The organism is Mesorhizobium sp. M8A.F.Ca.ET.218.01.1.1 (assembly GCF_004791165.1).
GTDB lineage: Bacteria > Pseudomonadota > Alphaproteobacteria > Rhizobiales > Rhizobiaceae > Mesorhizobium.
Genome location: NZ_SRUZ01000002.1, coordinates 927,873 through 946,199, shown reverse-complemented (window position 1 = coordinate 946,199; position 18,327 = coordinate 927,873). Strand labels below are relative to the sequence as shown.

The window sequence follows — 18,327 nt, the reverse complement described above, 5'->3', positions numbered from 1 at the left end:
TCCGTTTTCGTGACCCCTCGGCTGTGAAAACGGGGCAGCGGCGCATGCGTTCCGGCTAAAGTGCGCGAGCCAACTCACGATTTGTTCCCGCGCCTTTCGGCAAATCGGTCACAAGGTCGTGAACAAAGGCCAGTTTTTGCGCCGTCACGTCCGAAATGACGAAGGGGTAGAGATCGGGCAGGCCCATGCAGCGGTTGATCGAATTGGAGGCTTCCGACAGCACCAGCCAGCGGACAAGGATCCTGTCGAAAGGCTCGGGCGTGTTTGCAGGCTCCGAAGGCGCTGGCTGCAGTTCACCGCCGGTGTCGCCCCGTGACAGTTCGTTCGCCTCCACCGTTTCCAGCCGGCCGAGCGGGAAGTTCAGGGCATGGACCATCTCCAGCGTGTCGGTGATATGCAGGTGGTGGGCCCAGGTCTCGGCCCAGTCCTCCCATGGGTGCGAGGTGGCGTAGGCCGAGATGTGGTTTTGCTGCCAGTCGGGCGCGGCGCCGTTGGCGTAGTAAGCCTTCAGCGCCTGTTCGTAGTCGGCGCGTTCGTCGCCGAACAAAGCGCGAAAGGCCTCCAGCCCTTGCGGATCGTCGCGGATCAGGCGGTCCCAGTAATAATGGCCGAGCTCGTGGCGGAAATGGCCGAGCAGGGTGCGGTAGTTCTCGCCCATCTCGATGCGACGTTTTTCACGCTCGGCTGAATCGGCCTCCGCGACGTTCAGCGTGATCAGGCCGTTGTCGTGGCCGGTGAGAATCCGTTCGCCGCCCGGGCCGCCACCGATCGGATCGGCGAGGAAGTCGAAGGCCAGCCCGATTTCGTCCGTCGGGCTCTGCTTGGGCGCGACCGGCAGGCCGAAGGCGAGCAGCGAATAGATGGCGCGCTTCTTCGCCGCCTCGACACGGATCCAGCGGCGGCGGTTGCCGTCGACGGAGAGGTCGGGGATCAGCTGGTTCAGCACGCAGGCACGGCAGAAGACCTGCCCCGGCTCGGCCATCCAGTTGCAGGCGCATTCGTCGGCGTTGGTGCACTGGATGGCGCCATCGACGCCGGACAAGACAAAGTGCGCGCCCTCGGGATCGTAGAGCACGAGACTGCGGCAGTTCAGGCATTGGGCGTTCTCGAAATAGAGACGGTGGCCGCAATGCGGGCAGTCGAAAAGTTTCATGTCGGTCTCAATTCATCAGGAAGGCATAGGATGCATGGCGGCCCGTGCCCAAACGCGAACCACCGGCCGGCGTTCCGCACTCCATCGAGACTATTTCGCTTCGCCGGTCCGGCCGCCCCGCCGATGCTGTCCACGGCCGGCATCGTCTCTCATGCCTGGCCTCGCCATAATAATCACTTGATCGTAGGCAAATTCCCCGGCATTCGCCAGCATCGCGCCACAGACGGTGACAAATGCGCGTTTCGCTGGCAAATTCGCAATCGGGACGTGAATCAGGCAATCAGGAGAACAACATGGCATTTCTTGCCAAGGGTAGGATTTTAGCGGCCGCAATGGTGGCGGTGCTGGGGCTGGCAACGGGCGCGCAGGCGGCGGCCAGTTGCGGCAAGACCGGCGCCGGCTTCGACGCCTGGAAGCAGGATTTCGCCGCCGAGGCCAAGTCCGAGGGTGTCGGGTCGAGGGGCCTGGCCGCTCTGGCGGGCGCGACCTACGCAACGAGGACGATCTCCGCGGACCGCGCCATCCACAAGGCTTTCAGCGGCTCGGTGGACGATTTCATGAAACGCCGTGGCGGGTCGGCGATCATTTCCAAGGGCCGTTCGCTGAAGAAGTCGAACGCGGCGCTGTTCAACCAGATCGAAGCCAATTACGGCGTGTCGCCGGGCGTGTTGCTCGCCATCTGGGGCATGGAAACCGGCTTCGGTGCCTCGATGGGCAACCAGAACACGGTCTCAGCGATTTTGACGCTTGCCTATGATTGCCGCCGTCCGGACTATTTCCACCCGCATGCCATCGCGGCCCTGAAGCTGGTTGACCGCGGCGCGTTGACCTCGTCGTCGGTCGGCGCCATGCATGGCGAGGTCGGCCACACGCAGTTCCTGCCCGGAAATGTCTTGAAATATGCGGTCGGCAACGGAAACCTGCGCGACAAGGCCACCGCGCTGGCTTCCACCGCCAACTACCTCAAGGGTCATGGCTGGCGGGCCGGCGCGAGCGCGAGCGCCAATATGGGCGCGATTGCCGGCTGGAATTCGGCAAACGTCTATCAGCAAGCCATCGCCCGCATCGCCGACGCGATCGATGCCAACTGATCGAACATACGGTATTGAACGAAGAACCCGGCCTCCGCGCCGGGTTTTTCATTTCACGTCGAGCGCATAGGAGCAGCCGGCCAGCGCCTTGCCGGGATGGGACTCGACCGTCGAGACGTTGAGCGTGACGCGCGTGACAAGGCTCACGCCGCCGGCTTGCTCGGTGTTTTCGGCCACGACCTTCTCGCCGAGGAATTTGCCCGGCGTCGAGACCGTCGCCGGGACGTCGAGCTGGCGGGCGAGGTCCGGTGCGGCGATGCCGTCAAGCACCGCCATCGGGCCCGTCGCGGTAAAGACGATCGCTCCGGTCTCGCGCCCGAAGACGTGGACCGGGGCGGGCAAGCTGTATTGGCGCAGGAACGGATTGCCTGACGGAACTTCTTTCCAGCCGAGCGTGTCCGCCACGCTGGGCTCGCCTGCCAGCCAGAGGGCAAAGCCGTTGTAGCTGGGCACGTCGACCCGGCACTCGATCAGCGCGGCAAGGTCGAGCGGGCCAGGGTCGAAATCCCCGGCCATGGCTGGGGCCGCCAGAAGGACCAGCGGCACCAGGCATCGGCCGGGACAGCGCATTCCGTCTAGCTGTTGCGGTTGCGCGCGGCCAAAGTCCGCAGCCTCAGCGCGTTGAGGCGGATGAAGCCGGCGGCGTCCTTCTGGTCGTAGGCGCCACGGTCGTCCTCGAAGGTGACCAGCGCGTCGGAATAGAGCGTCTTCTTCGACTTGCGGCCGGTGACCATGACGTTGCCCTTGTAGAGCTTCAGCCGCACCGTGCCTTCGACGTCTTCCTGGCTCTTGTCGATCATCGCCTGCAGCATCAGACGCTCGGGCGAGAACCAGAAGCCGTTGTAGATGAGTTCCGCGTAGCGCGGCATGAACTCGTCCTTGAGGTGCGCCGCACCCCGGTCGAGCGTAATCGATTCGATGGCGCGATGGGCCACGATCAGGATGGCGCCGCCGGGCGTTTCATACACGCCCCGCGATTTCATGCCGACGAAACGGTTCTCGACCAGGTCGAGCCGGCCGATGCCATTGTCGCGGCCGAGATCGTTGAGGGCGGCCAGCATGGTGGCCGGCGACAGCTTCTTGCCGTTGAGCGCGACCGGATCGCCCTTGAGGAACTCGATTTCGATCTCGGTGACGGCGTCCGGGGCGTCCATCGGCGACACGGTGCGCTGGTGGACGAATTCCGGCGGCTCGCTCCATGGATCTTCCAGCACCTTGCCTTCGGAAGAGGAGTGCAGAAGATTGGCGTCGACCGAGAACGGCGCGTCGCCGCGCTTGTCCTTGGCCACGGGAATCTGATGCTGTTCGGCGAAGTTGATCAGGTCGGTGCGCGACTTGAACGACCAGTCGCGCCATGGCGCGATCACCTTGATGTCGGGGTTGAGCGCATAGGCCGAAAGCTCGAAGCGGACCTGGTCGTTGCCCTTGCCGGTGGCGCCATGCGCGATGGCGTCGGCGCCGGTCTCCCTGGCGATGTCGACCAGGTGCTTGGAGATCAGCGGCCGCGCGATCGAGGTTCCCAAGAGATAGGTGCCTTCGTAGACGGTGTTGGCGCGGAACATCGGGAAGACGAAGTCGGCGACGAATTCCTCGCGCACGTCGACGATGCGGATGTCCTTGATGCCCATCATCTCGGCCTTCTTGCGCGCCGGCTCCAATTCGCCGCCCTGGCCGAGATCGGCGGTGAAGGTGACGACTTCGGCGCCGAGTTCGGTCTGCAGCCATTTCAGGATGATGGATGTGTCGAGGCCGCCGGAATAGGCGAGCACGACCTTCTTGACGTCTTTGGTCTTGGACATTTCTGCTCCGTCGAAAAGCGGACGCTTGAGGCAATGGCGTCACGGATTGTCGGAGCGCCTTTTAGCAGGAACCGCAAAGCGAGCAAGCGCAGGCGGCGCCAGCCTTCTGATCCAGCCAATGGCGGGGCAGCCGAACGGGTTGGGGAAACAACCTGCTACAATCAGTGGCTGCATTTATATACCGTATTTAATCAAGTTTTCACCCCCAGCCGCTAAACAACCAAGACAGAGCCGCCTGGCCGCATGTTGGCGCCGAAGCGGCTTTTGCCCGTTCGTCGCGGGTATCCTCGGGCTTGGGTCATCCTCGATGCGCGTTATATCCTGCATCGTCACGGAGCATAATCTGTGGCTTGTCCTGCTGGCCGCGCTGATGTGCGTCACCGGCTGCTGGGTGACGATCGGTCTCCTGGATCGCGCCAGGAAGACCGTCGGCATGCAGATGCGGGGCTGGCTGTTCCTGACCGCGGTCGCGGCCGGCTCTTCGATCTGGTGTACGCATTTCATCGCCATGCTGGCCTATCAGCCCGGCGCGCCGATCACCTTCGATCCGGCGCTCACCATGATATCCCTGGTCATCGCCATGGTTGGAACCGGGGCGGGTTTCGGTCTTGCCCTCGACAAAAGCCGCGGCCTGGCGCCGGAATGGGGCGGATGCCTTGTCGGGCTGGCAATCTGTGCCATGCACTATACCGGCATGATCGCCTATCACGTGGCCGGCATCGTCGAATGGGACGCCCGCTATGTGGTCGCTTCGCTGCTGATCGCGATGGCGTTCTCCGCCGTGGCGATCGGCCAGGCGGAGCGCCGGCCATATCGCTGGTCGCACTATCTCGGCATCGGATTGCTGGTGCTGGCGATCGTCGGCCTGCATTTCACGGCCATGGCCGCGGTGGCGGTGACGCCGCTCTCCTTCATCACCACGGGCACCAATCCCGATATCCTCGAAGCGATGGCCGTCGCCGTCGCCGTGGTCGGCCTGATCGTCGCGGCCACAGGCTTTGCCAGCTACCTGATCGACGAACGCGGCCGGCTCGAGAGCTTCGAGCGACTGCAGCACCTTGCCCTCAACGATGCGCTGACAGGTCTCGCCAACCGGGTCTCCTTCAACGACCGCCTCGACCATGAGATCGAGCGGGCACGCGAGGGAGGCGCGATGACGGCCGTCATCGTCATCGATCTCGACCGCTTCAAGGAGATCAACGACCTCAGGGGCCATGCGGCCGGCGATCAGGCACTCAAGATCATCGCCCGCAGGCTGGCGAAACTGACCGGCGACGGCGAGTTCGTCGCCAGGCTCGGCGGCGACGAATTCGCCGCCATCAAGCAATTCAAGGACCAGAACGAGCTGCTCGGCCTGGTTTCACGCCTGGAGAAGTCCCTGTTCGAGCCGCTGCTGCTCGACGATTTCGAGACCGTTACCGGCGCCAGCATCGGCGTCGCCGTCTATCCGCGTGACGGGGCCGACCGGGAGAGGCTGGTCAGCAATGCGGATCTGGCCATGTACCGGGCCAAGAACGACGTGGCGCGGGCCGTCTGTTTCTACGAATCGGCCATGGACGAGACGGCGCGGGCACGGCGCGCCCTGGCCACCGACCTTCGCCAGGCCATCGAACGTGGCGAACTCACGCTCCACTACCAGGTGCAGACTTCGGTCTCGACCGGCGCCACCTGCGGCTACGAGGCGTTGCTGCGCTGGACCCATCCGGTGCATGGCATGATCCCGCCCGCCGAATTCATTCCGATCGCCGAGGAGAATGGCTCGATCCTGGCGATCGGCGAATGGGTGCTGCGCACCGCGTGCCGCCAGGCAGCGTCCTGGGACAAGGGTCACAAGATCGCGGTCAACCTGTCGCCGGTGCAGCTCGCCCATGCCGATCTCGCCAAGCTCGTCCACCAGATCCTGGTCGAAACCGGCCTGTCGCCGAGGCGCCTCGAACTGGAGCTGACCGAATCGACGATCGTCGCCGACAAGGTCCGCACGCTGCACGTGCTGCGCCAGATCAAGGCGCTGGGCGTGACGATCGCGATCGACGATTTCGGCACCGGCTATTCGTCGCTCGACACCCTGCGCTCGTTTCCGTTCGACAAGATCAAGCTCGACCGTTCCTTCATGGCCGATGTCGAGCGCAGCCCGCAGGCCAAGGCGATCATCCGCGCGGTGCTGACACTGGGGCGCAGCCTCGACATTCCGGTGCTTGCCGAAGGTGTCGAGACGCATGTCCAGCTCACCATCCTGCAAGTGGAAGGCTGCAACGAGGCGCAAGGCTACTTCCTCGGCCGCCCCAAGCCGATCGACCAGATTTTGCTGACCGGAGCGGCCGCCCATTCGCTGGCCGAGATCGATCTGTCGGCGGCTTAGAAAACCCCGCCGCGGGAGGATACTCCCGCCTGCGCATCTGGCGTCGGCGCGGCGTATCTTGTATAGGCTCGGGACCTTCCCGAGGCCTTGCATGTCCTTCATTCCCGATACGACCACGCTGATCCAGTTCGCGATCGCCACCGTGATCCTGGCGATCACGCCGGGCCCCGACATGACGCTGTTCGTCTCGCGCACGCTGAGCCAGGGCCGCGCCACCGGCTTTGCCTCGATGGCCGGCGCGTTGTGCGGCACGCTGATCCACACCACGCTGGTGGTGGTCGGCGTCTCGGCGCTGATCGTCGCCTCGCCGATGGCTTTCTTCGTGCTGAAGATCTTTGGCGCCGGCTATCTCGTCTTCCTGGCCTGGCAGGCGATCGCCAAGGGCTCGGCCTTCTCGCCGGAGAAGAAGACAGGCCCGCGGATTTCGCTGCTGCGCAGCTGGGCGGCGGGGATCGGCGTCAACCTGCTCAACCCGAAGGTCATTCTGTTCTTCATGACCTTCCTGCCGCAATTCGTCTCCGCGCACGATCCGAACGCGCCCGGGAAGCTGTTCTTCCTCGGCGCCATGTTCATCGTGCTGTCGATCCCGGTGACGGTGCCGATGGTGCTGGCGGCGGAAAAATTCTCGGCGGCGATGAAGGCCAGCCCGCGCGTGACGCGGGTGGTCGACTATCTCTTCGCCGGCGTGTTCTCGGCCTTCGCGCTCAAGATCCTGACTGCCCAGGCGAAGTAGGGGCTTTCTCGACCCACCAGCTTCCCGCCCAGCGCCCGGCGCTGAGCCAGTAGAAGATGCCGCCGACCATGCCGCCGCCAATGACGGCCATGATGGCGCTGGTCTCGGTGACCGCGAAAGCGGATTCGCGGACATTGTCGACGAGGCCGAGGAAAACCCCCGCCACCAGCGCGCCCGCCAGCGCGTAGAACAGCCAGTCGCGCCGGCCCAGGATTTCGGCAATCAGGATGACGACGGCGGCCGGCATGAAGCCAAAATAAGCGACGAACAGGGCGACGAAAGGAATGGAAAAATAGAGCGATGCCGTCGCCGCCGGATGGGCTTGCGCCGGCGCGTAGCCGAGCGAGGCCAGGAACAGGACGTTGAGGAAGGCGCTCGCCGCCAGCGCGGCGACGGCGTAGCCGAACAGGATGACGGCGAAGCGCACGATATAGGCGACGAGACGGGTCATGGGGGGTCGCGTCCCGTGAGATGCCCGGACTTGTGTCCAGCCAGAAGCCAGTAGACCCAGCCGGCGGCAACACCGGCCGCGGCCAGAAAACCGAGGAAGCCCGGGTTGAAAACGAAGCCTCCTGCCGAGCCAGGGACAAAAACACCGAAGGCGATCGACGTGACCGCACCCGTGACGGCGAAGTAGAACCATCCTCGCAGCGCCAGCCGTTCGGCGAGGAAGATCGCGGGACCGACGATCAGCAGCGCGCAGATCGCCACGGTCAGCACGGCGAGCGGGAAGGAGGCCAGCCAGTCGAATGTGAAAATGATCGACCAGTTGCCGTCCTCGATCCCGGCCAGAAGAACGATCAGCAGCACAGGCACCAGGATAGAGGTCAGCACGGCGGCGACGTAGCCGACTGCTATTATGGCGAGGCGCGTGAGGCCGGCGACGAGACGGCTCACACCTCGCCGTGCCCCGCGATCATCATGGCCTCCAGCGCCAGCCGGTCGACCTTGCGCATGCGCTCCGATTCCGATTTCAGCTGGCCGCAGGCGGCCAGGATGTCGCGGCCGCGCGGCGTGCGGATCGGCGAGGCATAGCCGGCATTGTTGATGTAGTCGGCGAATTTCTCGATCGTCTCCCAGTCCGAGCACTGGTAATTGGTGCCCGGCCACGGGTTGAAGGGGATCAGGTTGATCTTGGCCGGAATGCCCTTGAGCAGCTTGATCAGGCCCTTGGCGTCCTCGATGGAATCGTTGACGTCCTTCAGCATCACATATTCGAAAGTGATGCGCCTGGCATTGGAGAGGCCGGGATAGGCGCGGCAGGCGGCGATCAGCTCCTTCAGCGGATACTTCTTGTTGATCGGCACCAGCAAGTCGCGCAGATCGTCATTGGTGGCATGCAGCGAGATCGCCAGCATGACGCCGATCTCCTCGCCGGTGCGGAAAATCTCGGGCACGACGCCGGAGGTCGACAGCGTGATGCGGCGCTTCGACAGGGACAGGCCGTCGCCGTCGGAGGCGATCAGCAGCGCCTTCTTCACCGCCTCGAAATTGTAGAGCGGTTCGCCCATGCCCATCATGACGATGTTGGAGACCTTGCGGCCCTCGGCCGGCACGATGGCGCCGTCTGGCGTGTCGCGGTCGGGGAAGTCGCCGAGCCGATCGCGCGCGGTGAGCAACTGCGCCAGGATTTCTTCCGTGGTCAGGTTGCGCACCAGCTTCTGCGTGCCGGTGTGGCAGAACGAGCAGGTCAAGGTACAGCCGACCTGCGAGGAGATGCAGAGCGTGCCTCGGCCTTCCTCGGGGATATAGACGGTTTCGATCTCGACCGGCCGCCCGGCGCCGCGCGGCGGGAAGCGGAACAGCCACTTTCTGGTGCCGTCGGCGGAAATCTGCTCCTCGACGATTTCTGGCCGGGCGACGGTGAAATGCCTGTCGAGCTCGGCGCGCAGGTCCTTGGAGATGTTGAACATGCCGGCAAAGTCTGAAACGCCGCGCACATACATCCAGTGCCAGAGCTGCTGGGCGCGCATTTTTGCCTGACGCTCCGGCACGATGCCTGAAGCGACGAGAGCCTCGCCGAGTTCGGCTCGTGTCAGGCCAATCAGCGAGGGCTTTTCTGTCTGCACGGGGCGGGCGCGCAAGGCGTCGCGGGCGCCTTCGGCGGTAAGGTCGAGTGAAAGGGTCATGGTTCCACTGATATAAGCGGTTTACGGCCGATTTCATCCATCGGCCCGATGTCAAGCGCGGCGCATAGCACAGCTTGGCGGCAGAGTCATGCCGCGGGCGATCGGGCGGCCTGTCCCGCCGCCGGGTGGCGGTGGACAAGCCGCGCCTGCCTGGTGCTGTTTGCCGGCGCGCGATCGATCACATATTCGTGTCGGCGTAACGGCTGGCGAGCCATCGGCGAACCCTGAAATGGGGCAACTGTGCCCCCGCACAATGGGAGTATGCAGAATGAAATCGATCAAACTCGCCGTCATTGCCGGCGTCGCCGCTCTTTGCGCCTCGCAGGCGTTTGCCGAGGATACGATGGGCACCATGACCATGATGAAAGGTGGCCAGGTGACGGCGATCATGCCGGACGGGCACATGGGCACCATGATGCCGGACGCGAAGATGAGCGCCGACATGATGAAAATGGCCAAGCCCATCAAGCACTGCATGATGATGATGACCGACGCCAAGGGTAAGGCCTACATGATCGATACGTCGACCAAGAAGGCCCAGGCCGAATGTGAAAAGATGGCCATGTGACGATCTCGCGAGCGCTTGCCCGCCGGCTTGGAGGCCGGCGGGACGGGCAGTTCTCACTTCGATGGAACGGGGGCTTATGCGCTTTGTTGACCATGCCCGCGAGCGGACGCCCAACATCGCGGCCCTTTGGTCCCGGTCCGATCATCAGACTATTGCTTGATTGGCATCGTGCCTGTGTTACGGCTGGGGTTTCCCCACGAGGACAGACATGGCCGGCCAATCGCGAAGACATCCCATGCTGCGGCGTTCGCGCGCCATGTGGGCATCGCGGCGTGTCTGGCAGCCGCGCCTGGTGTTCTGGGCGGGTGCGATCTCGATCGGCCTGATCAGCGTGTTGTTTGCCGCGCTGGCCGACAAGGCACAGGCGCTGTTCCATGTGGTGATCGGCAATGATGGCGGCTGGCGTTCGTATCTGCCGCTGGCGATCACGCCGCTCGGCTTTGTCCTGTGCGCATGGCTGGCGCACTTCTTCTTTCCGGGCTCGCAAGGCAGCGGCATTCCGCAGGCGATCGCCGCCCGGCATCTGCGCGACGATGACGACCGCAGCCATATCCTGTCGCTGCGGCTGGTGGCGGGCAAGATAGCCCTCACGCTTGTCGGCCTGTTCTGCGGCGCTTCCATCGGCCGCGAAGGGCCGACCGTGCAGGTCGGCGCGTCGCTGATGCTGCAGGCGGCACGCTGGGGCGGCATGGCGCAGGCGCGCGGCCTGATCCTGGCCGGATCGGCCGCCGGCATCGCCGCCGCGTTCAACACGCCGCTTGCCGGCATCGTCTTCGCCATCGAGGAGATGGGCCGCACCTATGAGGCGCGCACCAACGGGCTGGTGCTGACGGCGGTCATCCTGGCCGGCCTCGCCTCGCTTGGCGTGCTCGGCAACTACACCTATTTCGGCGTGTCCAAGGACACGATCTCGTTTGCCGCCGACTGGCCGCTGGTGATCGTCTGCGGCGTCATCGGCGGCGGCTTTGGCGCCCTGTTCTCGTTGCTGGCGCTGAAGGCGACGCGGCGCATCCGGCGCTGGAACGCGCTGCAGCCGCTGTGGCGCGCGCTGCTGGTGGCGGCCGTCTGCGGGCTGGCCGTGGCGGTGATCGGCATCGTCTCGGGCGGGCTGACCTTCGGCACCGGCTACGTGCAGGCGCGCAGCGCCGTCGAAGGCACGCCGCTGCCCTGGTTCTTCTTTGCCGAGAAATTCGCAGCCGGCCTGCTATCGATGATTTCAGGAATTCCTGGCGGTATCTTCGCGCCCTCGCTGGCGGTCGGCGCCGGCATCGGCAGTTCGCTCGGCCTGGTGTTCGGCGGCAGCGCCGGCGTCGCGGCGCTGCTCGGCATGGCCGGCTATTTCGCCGGGGTCGTGCAGGCGCCGATGACGGCCTTCGTCATCATCCTCGAAATGACCGGCAATCACGACAATGTCATCGGCCTGATGCTGGCCTCGATGCTGGGCTACGGCACGGCGCGCCTGATTTCGCACGAGCCGCTCTATCACGCGCTGTCGCGGGTCTTCATCGCCGAGGCAATCCGGCGGCGGCGGGCGGGGGCCGCACCGGAATCAGGCCTGGGCTGAAAAAGCAAAAAGCCGGGCGTTGCGGCCCGGCCTTGGTTCAAAAACGAAGAAGCCTATTTGCACTTGGCGATCGAGGACAGCGCCGCCGAAATACCCTTCAGCGAGAAGACATAGTTCGTGGGATTGCCGCGGCCCGATTTCGCCGACACCTTCATGTCGGTGCCGGTCTTCATCGCCGCGATCAGCACCGGCTCCTCGGCGGCGTTCTCGACCCAGGCCGATTTTCCGCGCGTGAACATCGAGAAGGTCTTCTTGTCGATGGTGACGGTGGCCTTGGAGCCTTCCTGGAAATTGTAGCCGGCGATGAACTGCGGCTCATAGGATACCTGCTGGCCGGGCCGCTGGCTGACGAAGAAGAACATGTCGCCATGGTCGAGCGTCGGCGGCTGCTTGTCGGTCGGCACGGTCAGCACGTAGCAGACCTTGCCGCCCGACGCCTGGTAACTGTAGGTGCCCCAGGCATTGTGCTGGCCGATCTTGGTCGCCTGCTGCGCCAGCGCCGGCGCTGCCGAGGCGGCCAGGACCAGGCTCGAAACTAGTGCAATCAATCCGCGCATCGTTTTTCCCGTATTCCAAATGGTGCGGAGGCGGGCCGCATGGCGTCCTGCCGTCGGTTCATTTTGATTTAATCTGGGTTACCAAACGGTGAAGTTCCCAAGAGAAAAGGACCCTCACCCCAGGAAACCGCCGCCATTTCCGCGCCGCCGCCTTGTCAGCGGCCGGCACGGCGTCCCTTTGGTGACTTGGAGGCCACGAAAACGGCAAGAGTTTGACTTTTGACGCGCCGCTGAACGCCCGATCCAGAAGCCGGGCCGACGCGGCGGGACTTCAGCCCTTGTCGGCGATGGCGTCCTTGGCGGCCTGCCGGTGCGCGGGCGTGATATGGGCGCTGACGGCGGTGATCGCGGCGGTCAGCACGGCGATGTCATCGGTGAAGCCGAGACCGAAGATGAAGTCGGGGATGAGGTCGACCGGCAGGACGAAATAGCCGAGCGCGGCCACCAATATGCCCTTGGCGCGCAGCGGCGTGTTCTTGTCCATGGCGCAGTAATAGGCGGCGACGACGTCTTCCATGAACGGTATCTGCCGCGCGGCCTTCTTGGCCGTGCGCCAGAACTTTTCGCGCACTTCGCCCTCGCCGCCCAGCCTGTCGCCAAAGCCGAAAAAGTCAAAACCGGGTTGTTGCGCCATCAATCTCTCCTTGCGGGTCCCATGCGCGGACTGGCGCATGCTCGCGGATCAAAATGTGGTGAAAGCCGGACCCGGCTGCAAGATGCCGGTGCCGATTTGGCGGGTCCGCGCCCGGCCCAGAGCATGGACAGCCGGTGTTCAGCCGCCGAAATAGCGGTTCATCTTCTTGGCCAGCTCGATATCGAGCGCCGTCACGCCGCCGGCGTCATGCGTGTTCAAGGTCACGTCGACCGTCTTGTAGACATTCGACCAGTCGGGATGATGGTCCATCTTCTCGGCGGCGAGCGCGACGCGGGTCATGAAGGCGAAGGCCTCGGAGAAATTATTGAAGGTAAAGGTGCGGCCGATCGAGGCGCCGTCCAGTGCCAGCGCCCAGCCGTCAAGTCCTGCCAGCGCTGCTTCGGCGGCTTCCCTGCCCAGTTTCTCTCTCGTCATGTCCGCTTCCCGTGCTATTGCGACGAAGTCGCCACCATAGCGCCGGATCCATGATCGCGAAGCCCATAAATTCCATTCTTTTCGTCTGCCTCGGCAACATCTGCCGGTCGCCTCTGGCCGAAGGCGTCCTTCGCGCCGTGCTGGCGGAGCGCGGATACGGCGGGGATATGGTGCTCGACTCGGCCGCCACCAGCGGCTGGGAGGTCGGCTCCGCCCCGGATCCGCGCTCGATCGCGGTCGCGACGAGCCACGGCATCGACCTTTCAGGGCAGCGGGCGCGCAGGATCACACCGGCGGATTTTCACCGCTTCGACCTGATCCTCGGCATGGACCGGTCCAACGTCGCCGATCTGAAGGCGCTGGCGCCGGCGGCGGTGCGCGACCGCGTCCACCTGTTTCTGGAGTTCGCGCATGGACAGGCGCGCGACGTACCCGATCCCTATTATGAGGACCAGGAAGCGTTTGCTTCGGTCTACCGCATGATCCGCGAGGCGTCCGAGGCGCTGGCGACACGGCTGGCGGCGCGGGTATCGACGCCTGACAGCGGCCAGGCTTCCTCGACGATATAGGGGCCGCCGCCGACCGAATCGCGCGACGACATCAGCACGAAGCGGCCGATGCGGAAGGGCAGCGTCGAGAAATTGCCGCGCGCCGACAGATATTGGGCGACGTCGAGCGGGCTCGAATTGCGCAGCCTCGCCAGGGTGATGTGCGGCGTGAACTTGCGCGGATCGGCGGCCAAGCCGAGCCGCTGGCAGATGCGGTCGATCTCGCCCTGCAGGGCGCTCAGATCCGGTGATGGGGCGACGCCGGCCCACACGGCGTGCGGCTTCTTCTGGCCGAAAGCGCCGACACCCGACAGCGTCAGCGAGAAGGACGGGCGGTGCACCCGGTCGAGCGCATTGGCGATCTCGTCGGCGACATGGCCCTGGACATCGCCGATGAAGCGCAGCGTCAGATGGTAGTTTTCGACGTCGATCCAGCGGGCCCCGGGCAGGCCGCCCCGGAGCAGCGACAGCGAAAGGGCAGCATCACGCGGAATTTCGAGGGCGGTGAAAAGACGCGGCATGAAGAGCCTCCCTTCCTCGAATCGAACTGTCACCTGTAGCGAATCATCGATAGCCTGATCGAGCAAGAGGTTTATTGGTCACAGTCATTGCTAAAAACTTCCCTAACGGAAAGTGATTCCTGGCGGCCTCACGACCCTCCCGGGGCCGTGGCGATGGCCTTCTCGACCGTCGGCAGGATGCGCTCGACCATCAGGTCGACACCCCCGGCGTTCGGATGCAGCCCATCCTCGAGTTGCAGGGTGGGCTGGCCGGCGACGCCCTCGAGGAAGAACGGGTAGAGCGGCACAGCGTATTTGCCGGCCAGGTCCGGAAAGATGGCGTCGAAGGCGTTCTGGTAGTCGGCGCCGAGATTGGGCGCGGCGCGCATGCCGGCCAGGAGCACGGCGATCTTGCGCTCCTTGAGCTTGCCCAGCATGGCGTCAAGGTTCTTCCGGGTGATGTCGGGCGAAACGCCGCGCAGCATGTCGTTGGCACCGAGTTCGAGGATCACCAGTTGCGTGCCGTCGGGCACCGACCAGTCGAGCCGGGCCAGGCCGCCGCTGGAGGTGTCGCCGGAGACGCCGGCATCGGCGACGGTGACGTCATGGCCCCTGGCGCGAAGGGCGGCCTGCAATTTGTCTGTAAACCCCTGGCCCGGGCCAAGACCGAACCCCGCCATCAGGCTGTCACCGAAGCCGACGATCTTGAATGGCTCGGCGCGCGCCGACGAAATGGCGCCGCAAATGGCGAGGAAAACGATCAGGCCTGCGGCAAAGCGGCGTTTGAAAGACATGCGGCAAGCCCCATATGACAGAGAATTCTTCCGGCGATGGCTTGCGACAGGCAGAGCCTCCCTCCCCATATAGGACGCTTTCATTTTGACAGAAGCCGTCATCGCGCTGGAAGATGTATCCCTGACACTCGGCGAAGGCGCTTCGTCCGTCCATGTGCTGAAGGGCGTCAGCCTCGAGGTGGCGCGCGGCGAGGCGACTGGTATCGTCGGCCCGTCGGGGTCCGGCAAGTCCACATTGCTGATGGTGCTGGCAGGGCTGGAGCGGGTCGATTCGGGTACGGTACGAATCGCGGGCGAGCTGCTCAACGGCAAGACCGAGGATCAAATCGCTTCGTTTCGTGGCCGAAACATTGGCATCGTGTTCCAGTCCTTCCACCTCATCCCCAACATGACGGCGCTCGAAAATGTCGCGGTGCCGCTGGAATTGGCCGGCCACGCGGATCCGTTTTCGGTGGCGGAGCGGGAACTGGCGGCCGTGGGCCTCAGCGACCGCGTCACCCACTACCCCGGCGAGCTCTCCGGTGGCGAGCAGCAGCGCGTGGCGATCGCGCGGGCGCTGGCGCCGTCGCCGCGCATCCTGATCGCCGACGAGCCGACCGGCAATCTCGACCAGGCGACGGGGCGGCAGGTCGCCGACCTGCTGTTTGCCAAGGCGGCCGAGCGCGGCATGACGCTGGTGCTGGTCACCCATGATCCGGCGCTCGCGGCGCGCTGTTCGCGCCAGGTGTCGATGCGCTCCGGCAGGATCGAAGCGCCGGCGCCGATCAAGGTCATTGCCTGATGCCGCTGGCGCGGACATTGAAGCTCGCCATCCGTTTCTCGCTGCGCGAGATGCGCGGCGGCCTGTCCGGGTTTCTCATCTTCCTCGCCTGCATAGCACTCGGCGTCGCGGCCATCGGCGGCGTCAATTCGGTGGCCCGCTCCATCACCGCCGGTGTCGCCGATCAGGGCCAGACACTGCTTGGCGGCGACCTTCGCTTCCAGATCAACCAGCGCGACGCCAGCCAGGCCGAACTTGGCTTTCTCGACGGGCTGGGCGTCGTTTCGCACACCGCCGGCATGCGCTCGATGGCGCGCCTGGCCGACGGATCCGACCAGGCGCTGGTCGAGGCCAAGGCGGTCGACGATGCCTATCCGCTCTATGGCGCGCTGGAAACCGAACCGGCGCTGACGAAGCAGGAACTGTTCGGCGGGCAGTTCGGCGTTTTCGGCGCCGCGGCACCCGACCTTCTGTTCGAACGGCTGCATCTCAAGATCGGCGACCGGCTGAAGCTCGGCACCGCCATCTTCGAACTGCGCGCCAGGCTGGTGACCGAGCCCGACGCGGTCTCCGACGGCTTCGGCTTCGCGCCAAGGCTGATGATCTCGACAGAGGGCCTGACCGCCACAGGGCTGATCCAGCCGGGCAGCCTGGTCGAGAATGCCTACAAGGTCCGGCTGCCCGCCGATGCCGACGAGGCGCGGCTCAAGGCCATCCAGGACCAGGCGGCCAGGGATTTTCCGGAGGCCGGCTGGTCGATCCGCACGCGCGGCAATGCCGCCCCGGCGTTGTCTTCCAACATCGAACGCTTCTCGCAGTTCCTGACGCTGGTCGGGCTCACCGCGCTGGTGGTCGGCGGCGTCGGCGTCGCCAACGCGGTGCGTGCCTATCTCGACGGCAAGCGCGGCGTCATCGCCACTTTCAAGAGCCTGGGAGCGTCCGGCGGCTTCGTCTTTGCCGTCTACCTCGTGCAGATCCTGATCATCGCCCTCATCGGCATCGGCGCCGGCCTGGTGCTGGGCGCGCTGATGCCCTTTGCCGCAAGTGCGGCCCTGCAGTCCGTCATTCCGGTGCCGGCGCAAGGCGGCTTCTATCCCGGCGCACTCGCCATGGCGGCCCTGTTCGGCCTGCTGGTGACGCTCGCTTTCGCGCTGTTGCCGCTCGGCCGCGCCCGTGATGTGCCGGCGACCGCGCTGTTCCGGGAGATGGGGCTGGAAGGCCGTGGCCTGCCGCGCCCTGTCTATGTCGTTTGCGCGCTCGGCATCGCGCTTTTCCTGGCGGCGCTGGCGATCCTGTTTTCGGGCGACCAGCGCATCGCCTCGATCTTCGTCGGCGCCACGATTTTTGCTTTCCTGGTGCTGCGTCTCGTCGGCGCGCTGGTGCAATGGGCGGCCAGGAAAAGTCCGCGCGTGCGCTTTGTCGCGCTCAGGCTCGCCATCGGCAACATCCACCGGCCCGGTGCGCTGACGCCGTCCGTGGTGCTGTCGCTGGGGCTTGGACTGACACTCCTGGTGACGCTGGCGCTGATCGACGGGAATCTCAGGCGCCAGATCTCCGGCAACCTGCCGGCGCGGGCGCCCAACTTCTTCTTCGTCGACATCCAGGGCAGCGAGGTCGATGCCTTCTCCGCGTTGATCGCAAAGGAGGCGCCGCGGGGAGCGCTGGCCAGGGTGCCGATGCTGCGTGGCCGGGTGATGGCGCTCAACGGCGTCGATGTCGACAAGGTCAAGGTGCCGGCCGAGGGCGCCTGGGTGCTGAAGGGCGATCGCGGCTTGACCTATGACGTCAGGCAGCCGGAAAACACGACGCTGACCGAGGGCAAATGGTGGCCGGACAATTATGCCGGCGAGCCGCTGGTTTCGTTTTCCGACAAGGAAGGCAAGGAAATCGGGCTGAAGCTCGGCGACACCGTCACCGTCAATGTGCTTGGCCGCAACGTCACGGCCCGGATCGCCAATTTCCGCCAGGTCGAATGGGAGACGATGGGCATCAACTTCGTCATGGTGTTTTCGCCCAACACATTCGCGGGCGCCCCACATGGCTGGATAGCGACGCTCACAGAAAAGAGCGCGTCGACGGCCGATGACGCGCGCGTCCTCAACGCCGTCACCCGCGCTTTTCCGGCCGTGACGACGGTGCGGGTCAAGGACGCGCTCGACATCGTCAACCGGCTGGTCGGCCAGCTCGGCACGGCGATCCGGGCGGCGGCCGGCGTGGCGCTGATCGCCTCGGTTCTGGTGCTTGCCGGCGCGCTTGCCGCCGGCAACCGGGCGCGCATCCACGACGCAGTGGTGCTGAAAACGCTCGGCGCGACGCGCACGACGCTGATATCGGCCTTCTCGCTGGAATACATGCTGATCGGGCTCGCCACCGCCATCTTCGCGCTCGCCGCCGGCGGTGCAGCCGCCTGGTACATCGTCGCGCGCATCATGGCCTTGCCGTCGCATTTCATGCCGGAGGTCGCGGTCGCCACGATCGCCTTTTCGCTGGTGATCACGGTCGGCATCGGCCTTGCCGGCACCTGGCGGGTGCTCGGCCACAAGGCGGCGCCCGTGCTGCGCAACCTCTGATTCGCCGGTCCGGCGCGCCTGCCCCGGGTTAAATCTTGGTAAGAATACCGTCCGAAACGGCCGGCGAAGCGGCATTTTAGCCTGTCACGAACCGTTACAACAGGTTACGGACTTGTTCTTGACGCCAAGAACC

The 18,327-nt window shown here is 65.1% G+C and carries 19 protein-coding genes; 8 read left to right on the top strand and 11 right to left on the bottom strand.

Annotated features, from left to right (window positions below):
• Positions 1 to 55: 55 nt before the first annotated feature.
• Positions 56 to 1,153 (bottom strand): putative zinc-binding metallopeptidase, encoded by a 1,098-nt coding sequence (locus EN861_RS10915; RefSeq protein WP_135863469.1) that lies wholly within the window; start codon positions 1,151 to 1,153, stop codon positions 56 to 58.
• Between the two features lie 293 nt (positions 1,154 to 1,446).
• Here EN861_RS10915 and EN861_RS10910 point away from each other — a divergent pair, with 293 nt between their 5' ends.
• Complete coding sequence (locus tag EN861_RS10910; protein ID WP_127872785.1) at positions 1,447 to 2,244, top strand: lytic transglycosylase domain-containing protein; 798 nt, start codon at positions 1,447 to 1,449, stop codon at positions 2,242 to 2,244.
• Between the two features lie 48 nt (positions 2,245 to 2,292).
• Here the strand turns inward: EN861_RS10910 and EN861_RS10905 are convergent, their stop codons facing one another.
• Together EN861_RS10905 and EN861_RS10900 are read right to left on the bottom strand one after the other, a co-directional pair.
• Entirely contained in the window at positions 2,293 to 2,814 is a 522-nt protein-coding gene (locus EN861_RS10905; RefSeq protein ID WP_127280414.1) for a hypothetical protein, read from the bottom strand.
• Between the two features lie 5 nt (positions 2,815 to 2,819).
• Positions 2,820 to 4,043: an argininosuccinate synthase gene (locus EN861_RS10900; RefSeq protein WP_127872787.1), complete on the bottom strand. Its 1,224-nt coding sequence runs from the start codon at positions 4,041 to 4,043 to the stop codon at positions 2,820 to 2,822.
• Between the two features lie 307 nt (positions 4,044 to 4,350).
• Here EN861_RS10900 and EN861_RS10895 point away from each other — a divergent pair, with 307 nt between their 5' ends.
• Positions 4,351 to 6,402, top strand: a complete 2,052-nt coding sequence (locus tag EN861_RS10895; RefSeq protein ID WP_127872788.1) for a bifunctional diguanylate cyclase/phosphodiesterase — start codon at positions 4,351 to 4,353, stop codon at positions 6,400 to 6,402.
• Positions 6,403 to 6,493: 91 nt separating this feature from the next.
• Positions 6,494 to 7,135, top strand: coding sequence for a LysE family translocator (locus EN861_RS10890; RefSeq protein ID WP_127280596.1), 642 nt, complete (start codon positions 6,494 to 6,496; stop codon positions 7,133 to 7,135).
• Here the strand turns inward: EN861_RS10890 and EN861_RS10885 are convergent.
• Genes EN861_RS10885 through rlmN form a run of 3 tightly spaced genes read right to left on the bottom strand, consistent with a single transcriptional unit; the run spans position 7,107 to position 9,264 of the window.
• Positions 7,107 to 7,586 (bottom strand): hypothetical protein, encoded by a 480-nt coding sequence (locus EN861_RS10885; RefSeq protein WP_135863467.1) that lies wholly within the window; start codon positions 7,584 to 7,586, stop codon positions 7,107 to 7,109. The two genes, EN861_RS10890 and EN861_RS10885, sit on opposite strands and share 29 nt — an antisense overlap.
• A complete protein-coding gene (locus EN861_RS10880) occupies positions 7,583 to 8,032 on the bottom strand; it encodes a hypothetical protein (protein ID WP_135863465.1) in 450 nt (149 codons plus the stop codon). The genes EN861_RS10885 and EN861_RS10880 overlap by 4 nt, the downstream gene beginning before the upstream one ends.
• Positions 8,029 to 9,264, bottom strand: a complete 1,236-nt coding sequence (rlmN, locus tag EN861_RS10875; RefSeq protein WP_135863463.1) for a 23S rRNA (adenine(2503)-C(2))-methyltransferase RlmN — start codon at positions 9,262 to 9,264, stop codon at positions 8,029 to 8,031. The genes EN861_RS10880 and rlmN overlap by 4 nt, the downstream gene beginning before the upstream one ends.
• A 268-nt stretch (positions 9,265 to 9,532) precedes the next feature.
• Here rlmN and EN861_RS10870 point away from each other — a divergent pair, with 268 nt between their 5' ends.
• On the top strand, positions 9,533 to 9,832 hold the full coding sequence (locus EN861_RS10870) for a hypothetical protein (RefSeq protein ID WP_135863461.1): 300 nt from the start codon (positions 9,533 to 9,535) through the stop codon (positions 9,830 to 9,832).
• 208 nt (positions 9,833 to 10,040) lie between these two features.
• The gene (locus EN861_RS10865; protein ID WP_135863458.1) at positions 10,041 to 11,396 is read left to right on the top strand and encodes a chloride channel protein; all 1,356 of its coding nucleotides are present in this window, start codon (positions 10,041 to 10,043) and stop codon (positions 11,394 to 11,396) included.
• Between the two features lie 53 nt (positions 11,397 to 11,449).
• Here EN861_RS10865 and EN861_RS10860 read toward each other — a convergent pair whose 3' ends face one another.
• From EN861_RS10860 to EN861_RS10850, 3 genes are all read right to left on the bottom strand, one after another.
• Positions 11,450 to 11,953 carry an invasion associated locus B family protein gene (locus EN861_RS10860; protein WP_127278701.1) on the bottom strand — a complete coding sequence of 168 codons (504 nt, stop codon included), beginning with the start codon at positions 11,951 to 11,953 and terminating at the stop codon, positions 11,450 to 11,452.
• Between the two features lie 271 nt (positions 11,954 to 12,224).
• Positions 12,225 to 12,587, bottom strand: a complete 363-nt coding sequence (locus tag EN861_RS10855) for a YkvA family protein (protein WP_127278702.1) — start codon at positions 12,585 to 12,587, stop codon at positions 12,225 to 12,227.
• Between the two features lie 138 nt (positions 12,588 to 12,725).
• Positions 12,726 to 13,022: a 4a-hydroxytetrahydrobiopterin dehydratase gene (locus EN861_RS10850; RefSeq protein WP_135863456.1), complete on the bottom strand. Its 297-nt coding sequence runs from the start codon at positions 13,020 to 13,022 to the stop codon at positions 12,726 to 12,728.
• Between the two features lie 50 nt (positions 13,023 to 13,072).
• Between EN861_RS10850 and EN861_RS10845 the strand changes: the two genes are divergently transcribed.
• Complete coding sequence (locus EN861_RS10845) at positions 13,073 to 13,591, top strand: low molecular weight protein-tyrosine-phosphatase (protein ID WP_135863454.1); 519 nt, start codon at positions 13,073 to 13,075, stop codon at positions 13,589 to 13,591.
• Here the strand turns inward: EN861_RS10845 and thpR are convergent.
• Together thpR and EN861_RS10835 are read right to left on the bottom strand one after the other, a co-directional pair.
• Positions 13,495 to 14,091, bottom strand: a complete 597-nt coding sequence (thpR, locus tag EN861_RS10840) for an RNA 2',3'-cyclic phosphodiesterase (RefSeq protein WP_135863452.1) — start codon at positions 14,089 to 14,091, stop codon at positions 13,495 to 13,497. The genes EN861_RS10845 and thpR overlap by 97 nt on opposite strands.
• Before the next feature lie 128 nt (positions 14,092 to 14,219).
• Positions 14,220 to 14,864, bottom strand: a complete 645-nt coding sequence (locus EN861_RS10835; RefSeq protein WP_135863450.1) for an arylesterase — start codon at positions 14,862 to 14,864, stop codon at positions 14,220 to 14,222.
• A gap of 85 nt (positions 14,865 to 14,949) precedes the next feature.
• Between EN861_RS10835 and EN861_RS10830 the strand changes: the two genes are divergently transcribed.
• Positions 14,950 to 15,645 carry an ABC transporter ATP-binding protein gene (locus EN861_RS10830; protein ID WP_135863448.1) on the top strand — a complete coding sequence of 232 codons (696 nt, stop codon included), beginning with the start codon at positions 14,950 to 14,952 and terminating at the stop codon, positions 15,643 to 15,645.
• Positions 15,645 to 18,194, top strand: a complete 2,550-nt coding sequence (locus EN861_RS10825) for an ABC transporter permease (RefSeq protein WP_135863446.1) — start codon at positions 15,645 to 15,647, stop codon at positions 18,192 to 18,194. The genes EN861_RS10830 and EN861_RS10825 overlap by 1 nt, the downstream gene beginning before the upstream one ends.
• Positions 18,195 to 18,327: the final 133 nt, after the last annotated feature.

Coding starts and splice junctions, on each gene's coding strand:
- EN861_RS10915 (WP_135863469.1), bottom strand. CDS start 1,153: ATGAAACTTTTCGACTGCCCGCATTGCGGCCACCGTCTCTATTTCGAG.
- EN861_RS10910 (WP_127872785.1), top strand. CDS start 1,447: ATGGCATTTCTTGCCAAGGGTAGGATTTTAGCGGCCGCAATGGTGGCG.
- EN861_RS10905 (WP_127280414.1), bottom strand. CDS start 2,814: ATGCGCTGTCCCGGCCGATGCCTGGTGCCGCTGGTCCTTCTGGCGGCC.
- EN861_RS10900 (WP_127872787.1), bottom strand. CDS start 4,043: ATGTCCAAGACCAAAGACGTCAAGAAGGTCGTGCTCGCCTATTCCGGC.
- EN861_RS10895 (WP_127872788.1), top strand. CDS start 4,351: ATGCGCGTTATATCCTGCATCGTCACGGAGCATAATCTGTGGCTTGTC.
- EN861_RS10890 (WP_127280596.1), top strand. CDS start 6,494: ATGTCCTTCATTCCCGATACGACCACGCTGATCCAGTTCGCGATCGCC.
- EN861_RS10885 (WP_135863467.1), bottom strand. CDS start 7,586: ATGACCCGTCTCGTCGCCTATATCGTGCGCTTCGCCGTCATCCTGTTC.
- rlmN (WP_135863463.1), bottom strand. CDS start 9,264: ATGACCCTTTCACTCGACCTTACCGCCGAAGGCGCCCGCGACGCCTTG.
- EN861_RS10870 (WP_135863461.1), top strand. CDS start 9,533: ATGAAATCGATCAAACTCGCCGTCATTGCCGGCGTCGCCGCTCTTTGC.
- EN861_RS10865 (WP_135863458.1), top strand. CDS start 10,041: ATGGCCGGCCAATCGCGAAGACATCCCATGCTGCGGCGTTCGCGCGCC.
- EN861_RS10860 (WP_127278701.1), bottom strand. CDS start 11,953: ATGCGCGGATTGATTGCACTAGTTTCGAGCCTGGTCCTGGCCGCCTCG.
- EN861_RS10855 (WP_127278702.1), bottom strand. CDS start 12,587: ATGGCGCAACAACCCGGTTTTGACTTTTTCGGCTTTGGCGACAGGCTG.
- EN861_RS10850 (WP_135863456.1), bottom strand. CDS start 13,022: ATGACGAGAGAGAAACTGGGCAGGGAAGCCGCCGAAGCAGCGCTGGCA.
- EN861_RS10845 (WP_135863454.1), top strand. CDS start 13,073: ATGATCGCGAAGCCCATAAATTCCATTCTTTTCGTCTGCCTCGGCAAC.
- thpR (WP_135863452.1), bottom strand. CDS start 14,091: ATGCCGCGTCTTTTCACCGCCCTCGAAATTCCGCGTGATGCTGCCCTT.
- EN861_RS10835 (WP_135863450.1), bottom strand. CDS start 14,864: ATGTCTTTCAAACGCCGCTTTGCCGCAGGCCTGATCGTTTTCCTCGCC.
- EN861_RS10825 (WP_135863446.1), top strand. CDS start 15,645: ATGCCGCTGGCGCGGACATTGAAGCTCGCCATCCGTTTCTCGCTGCGC.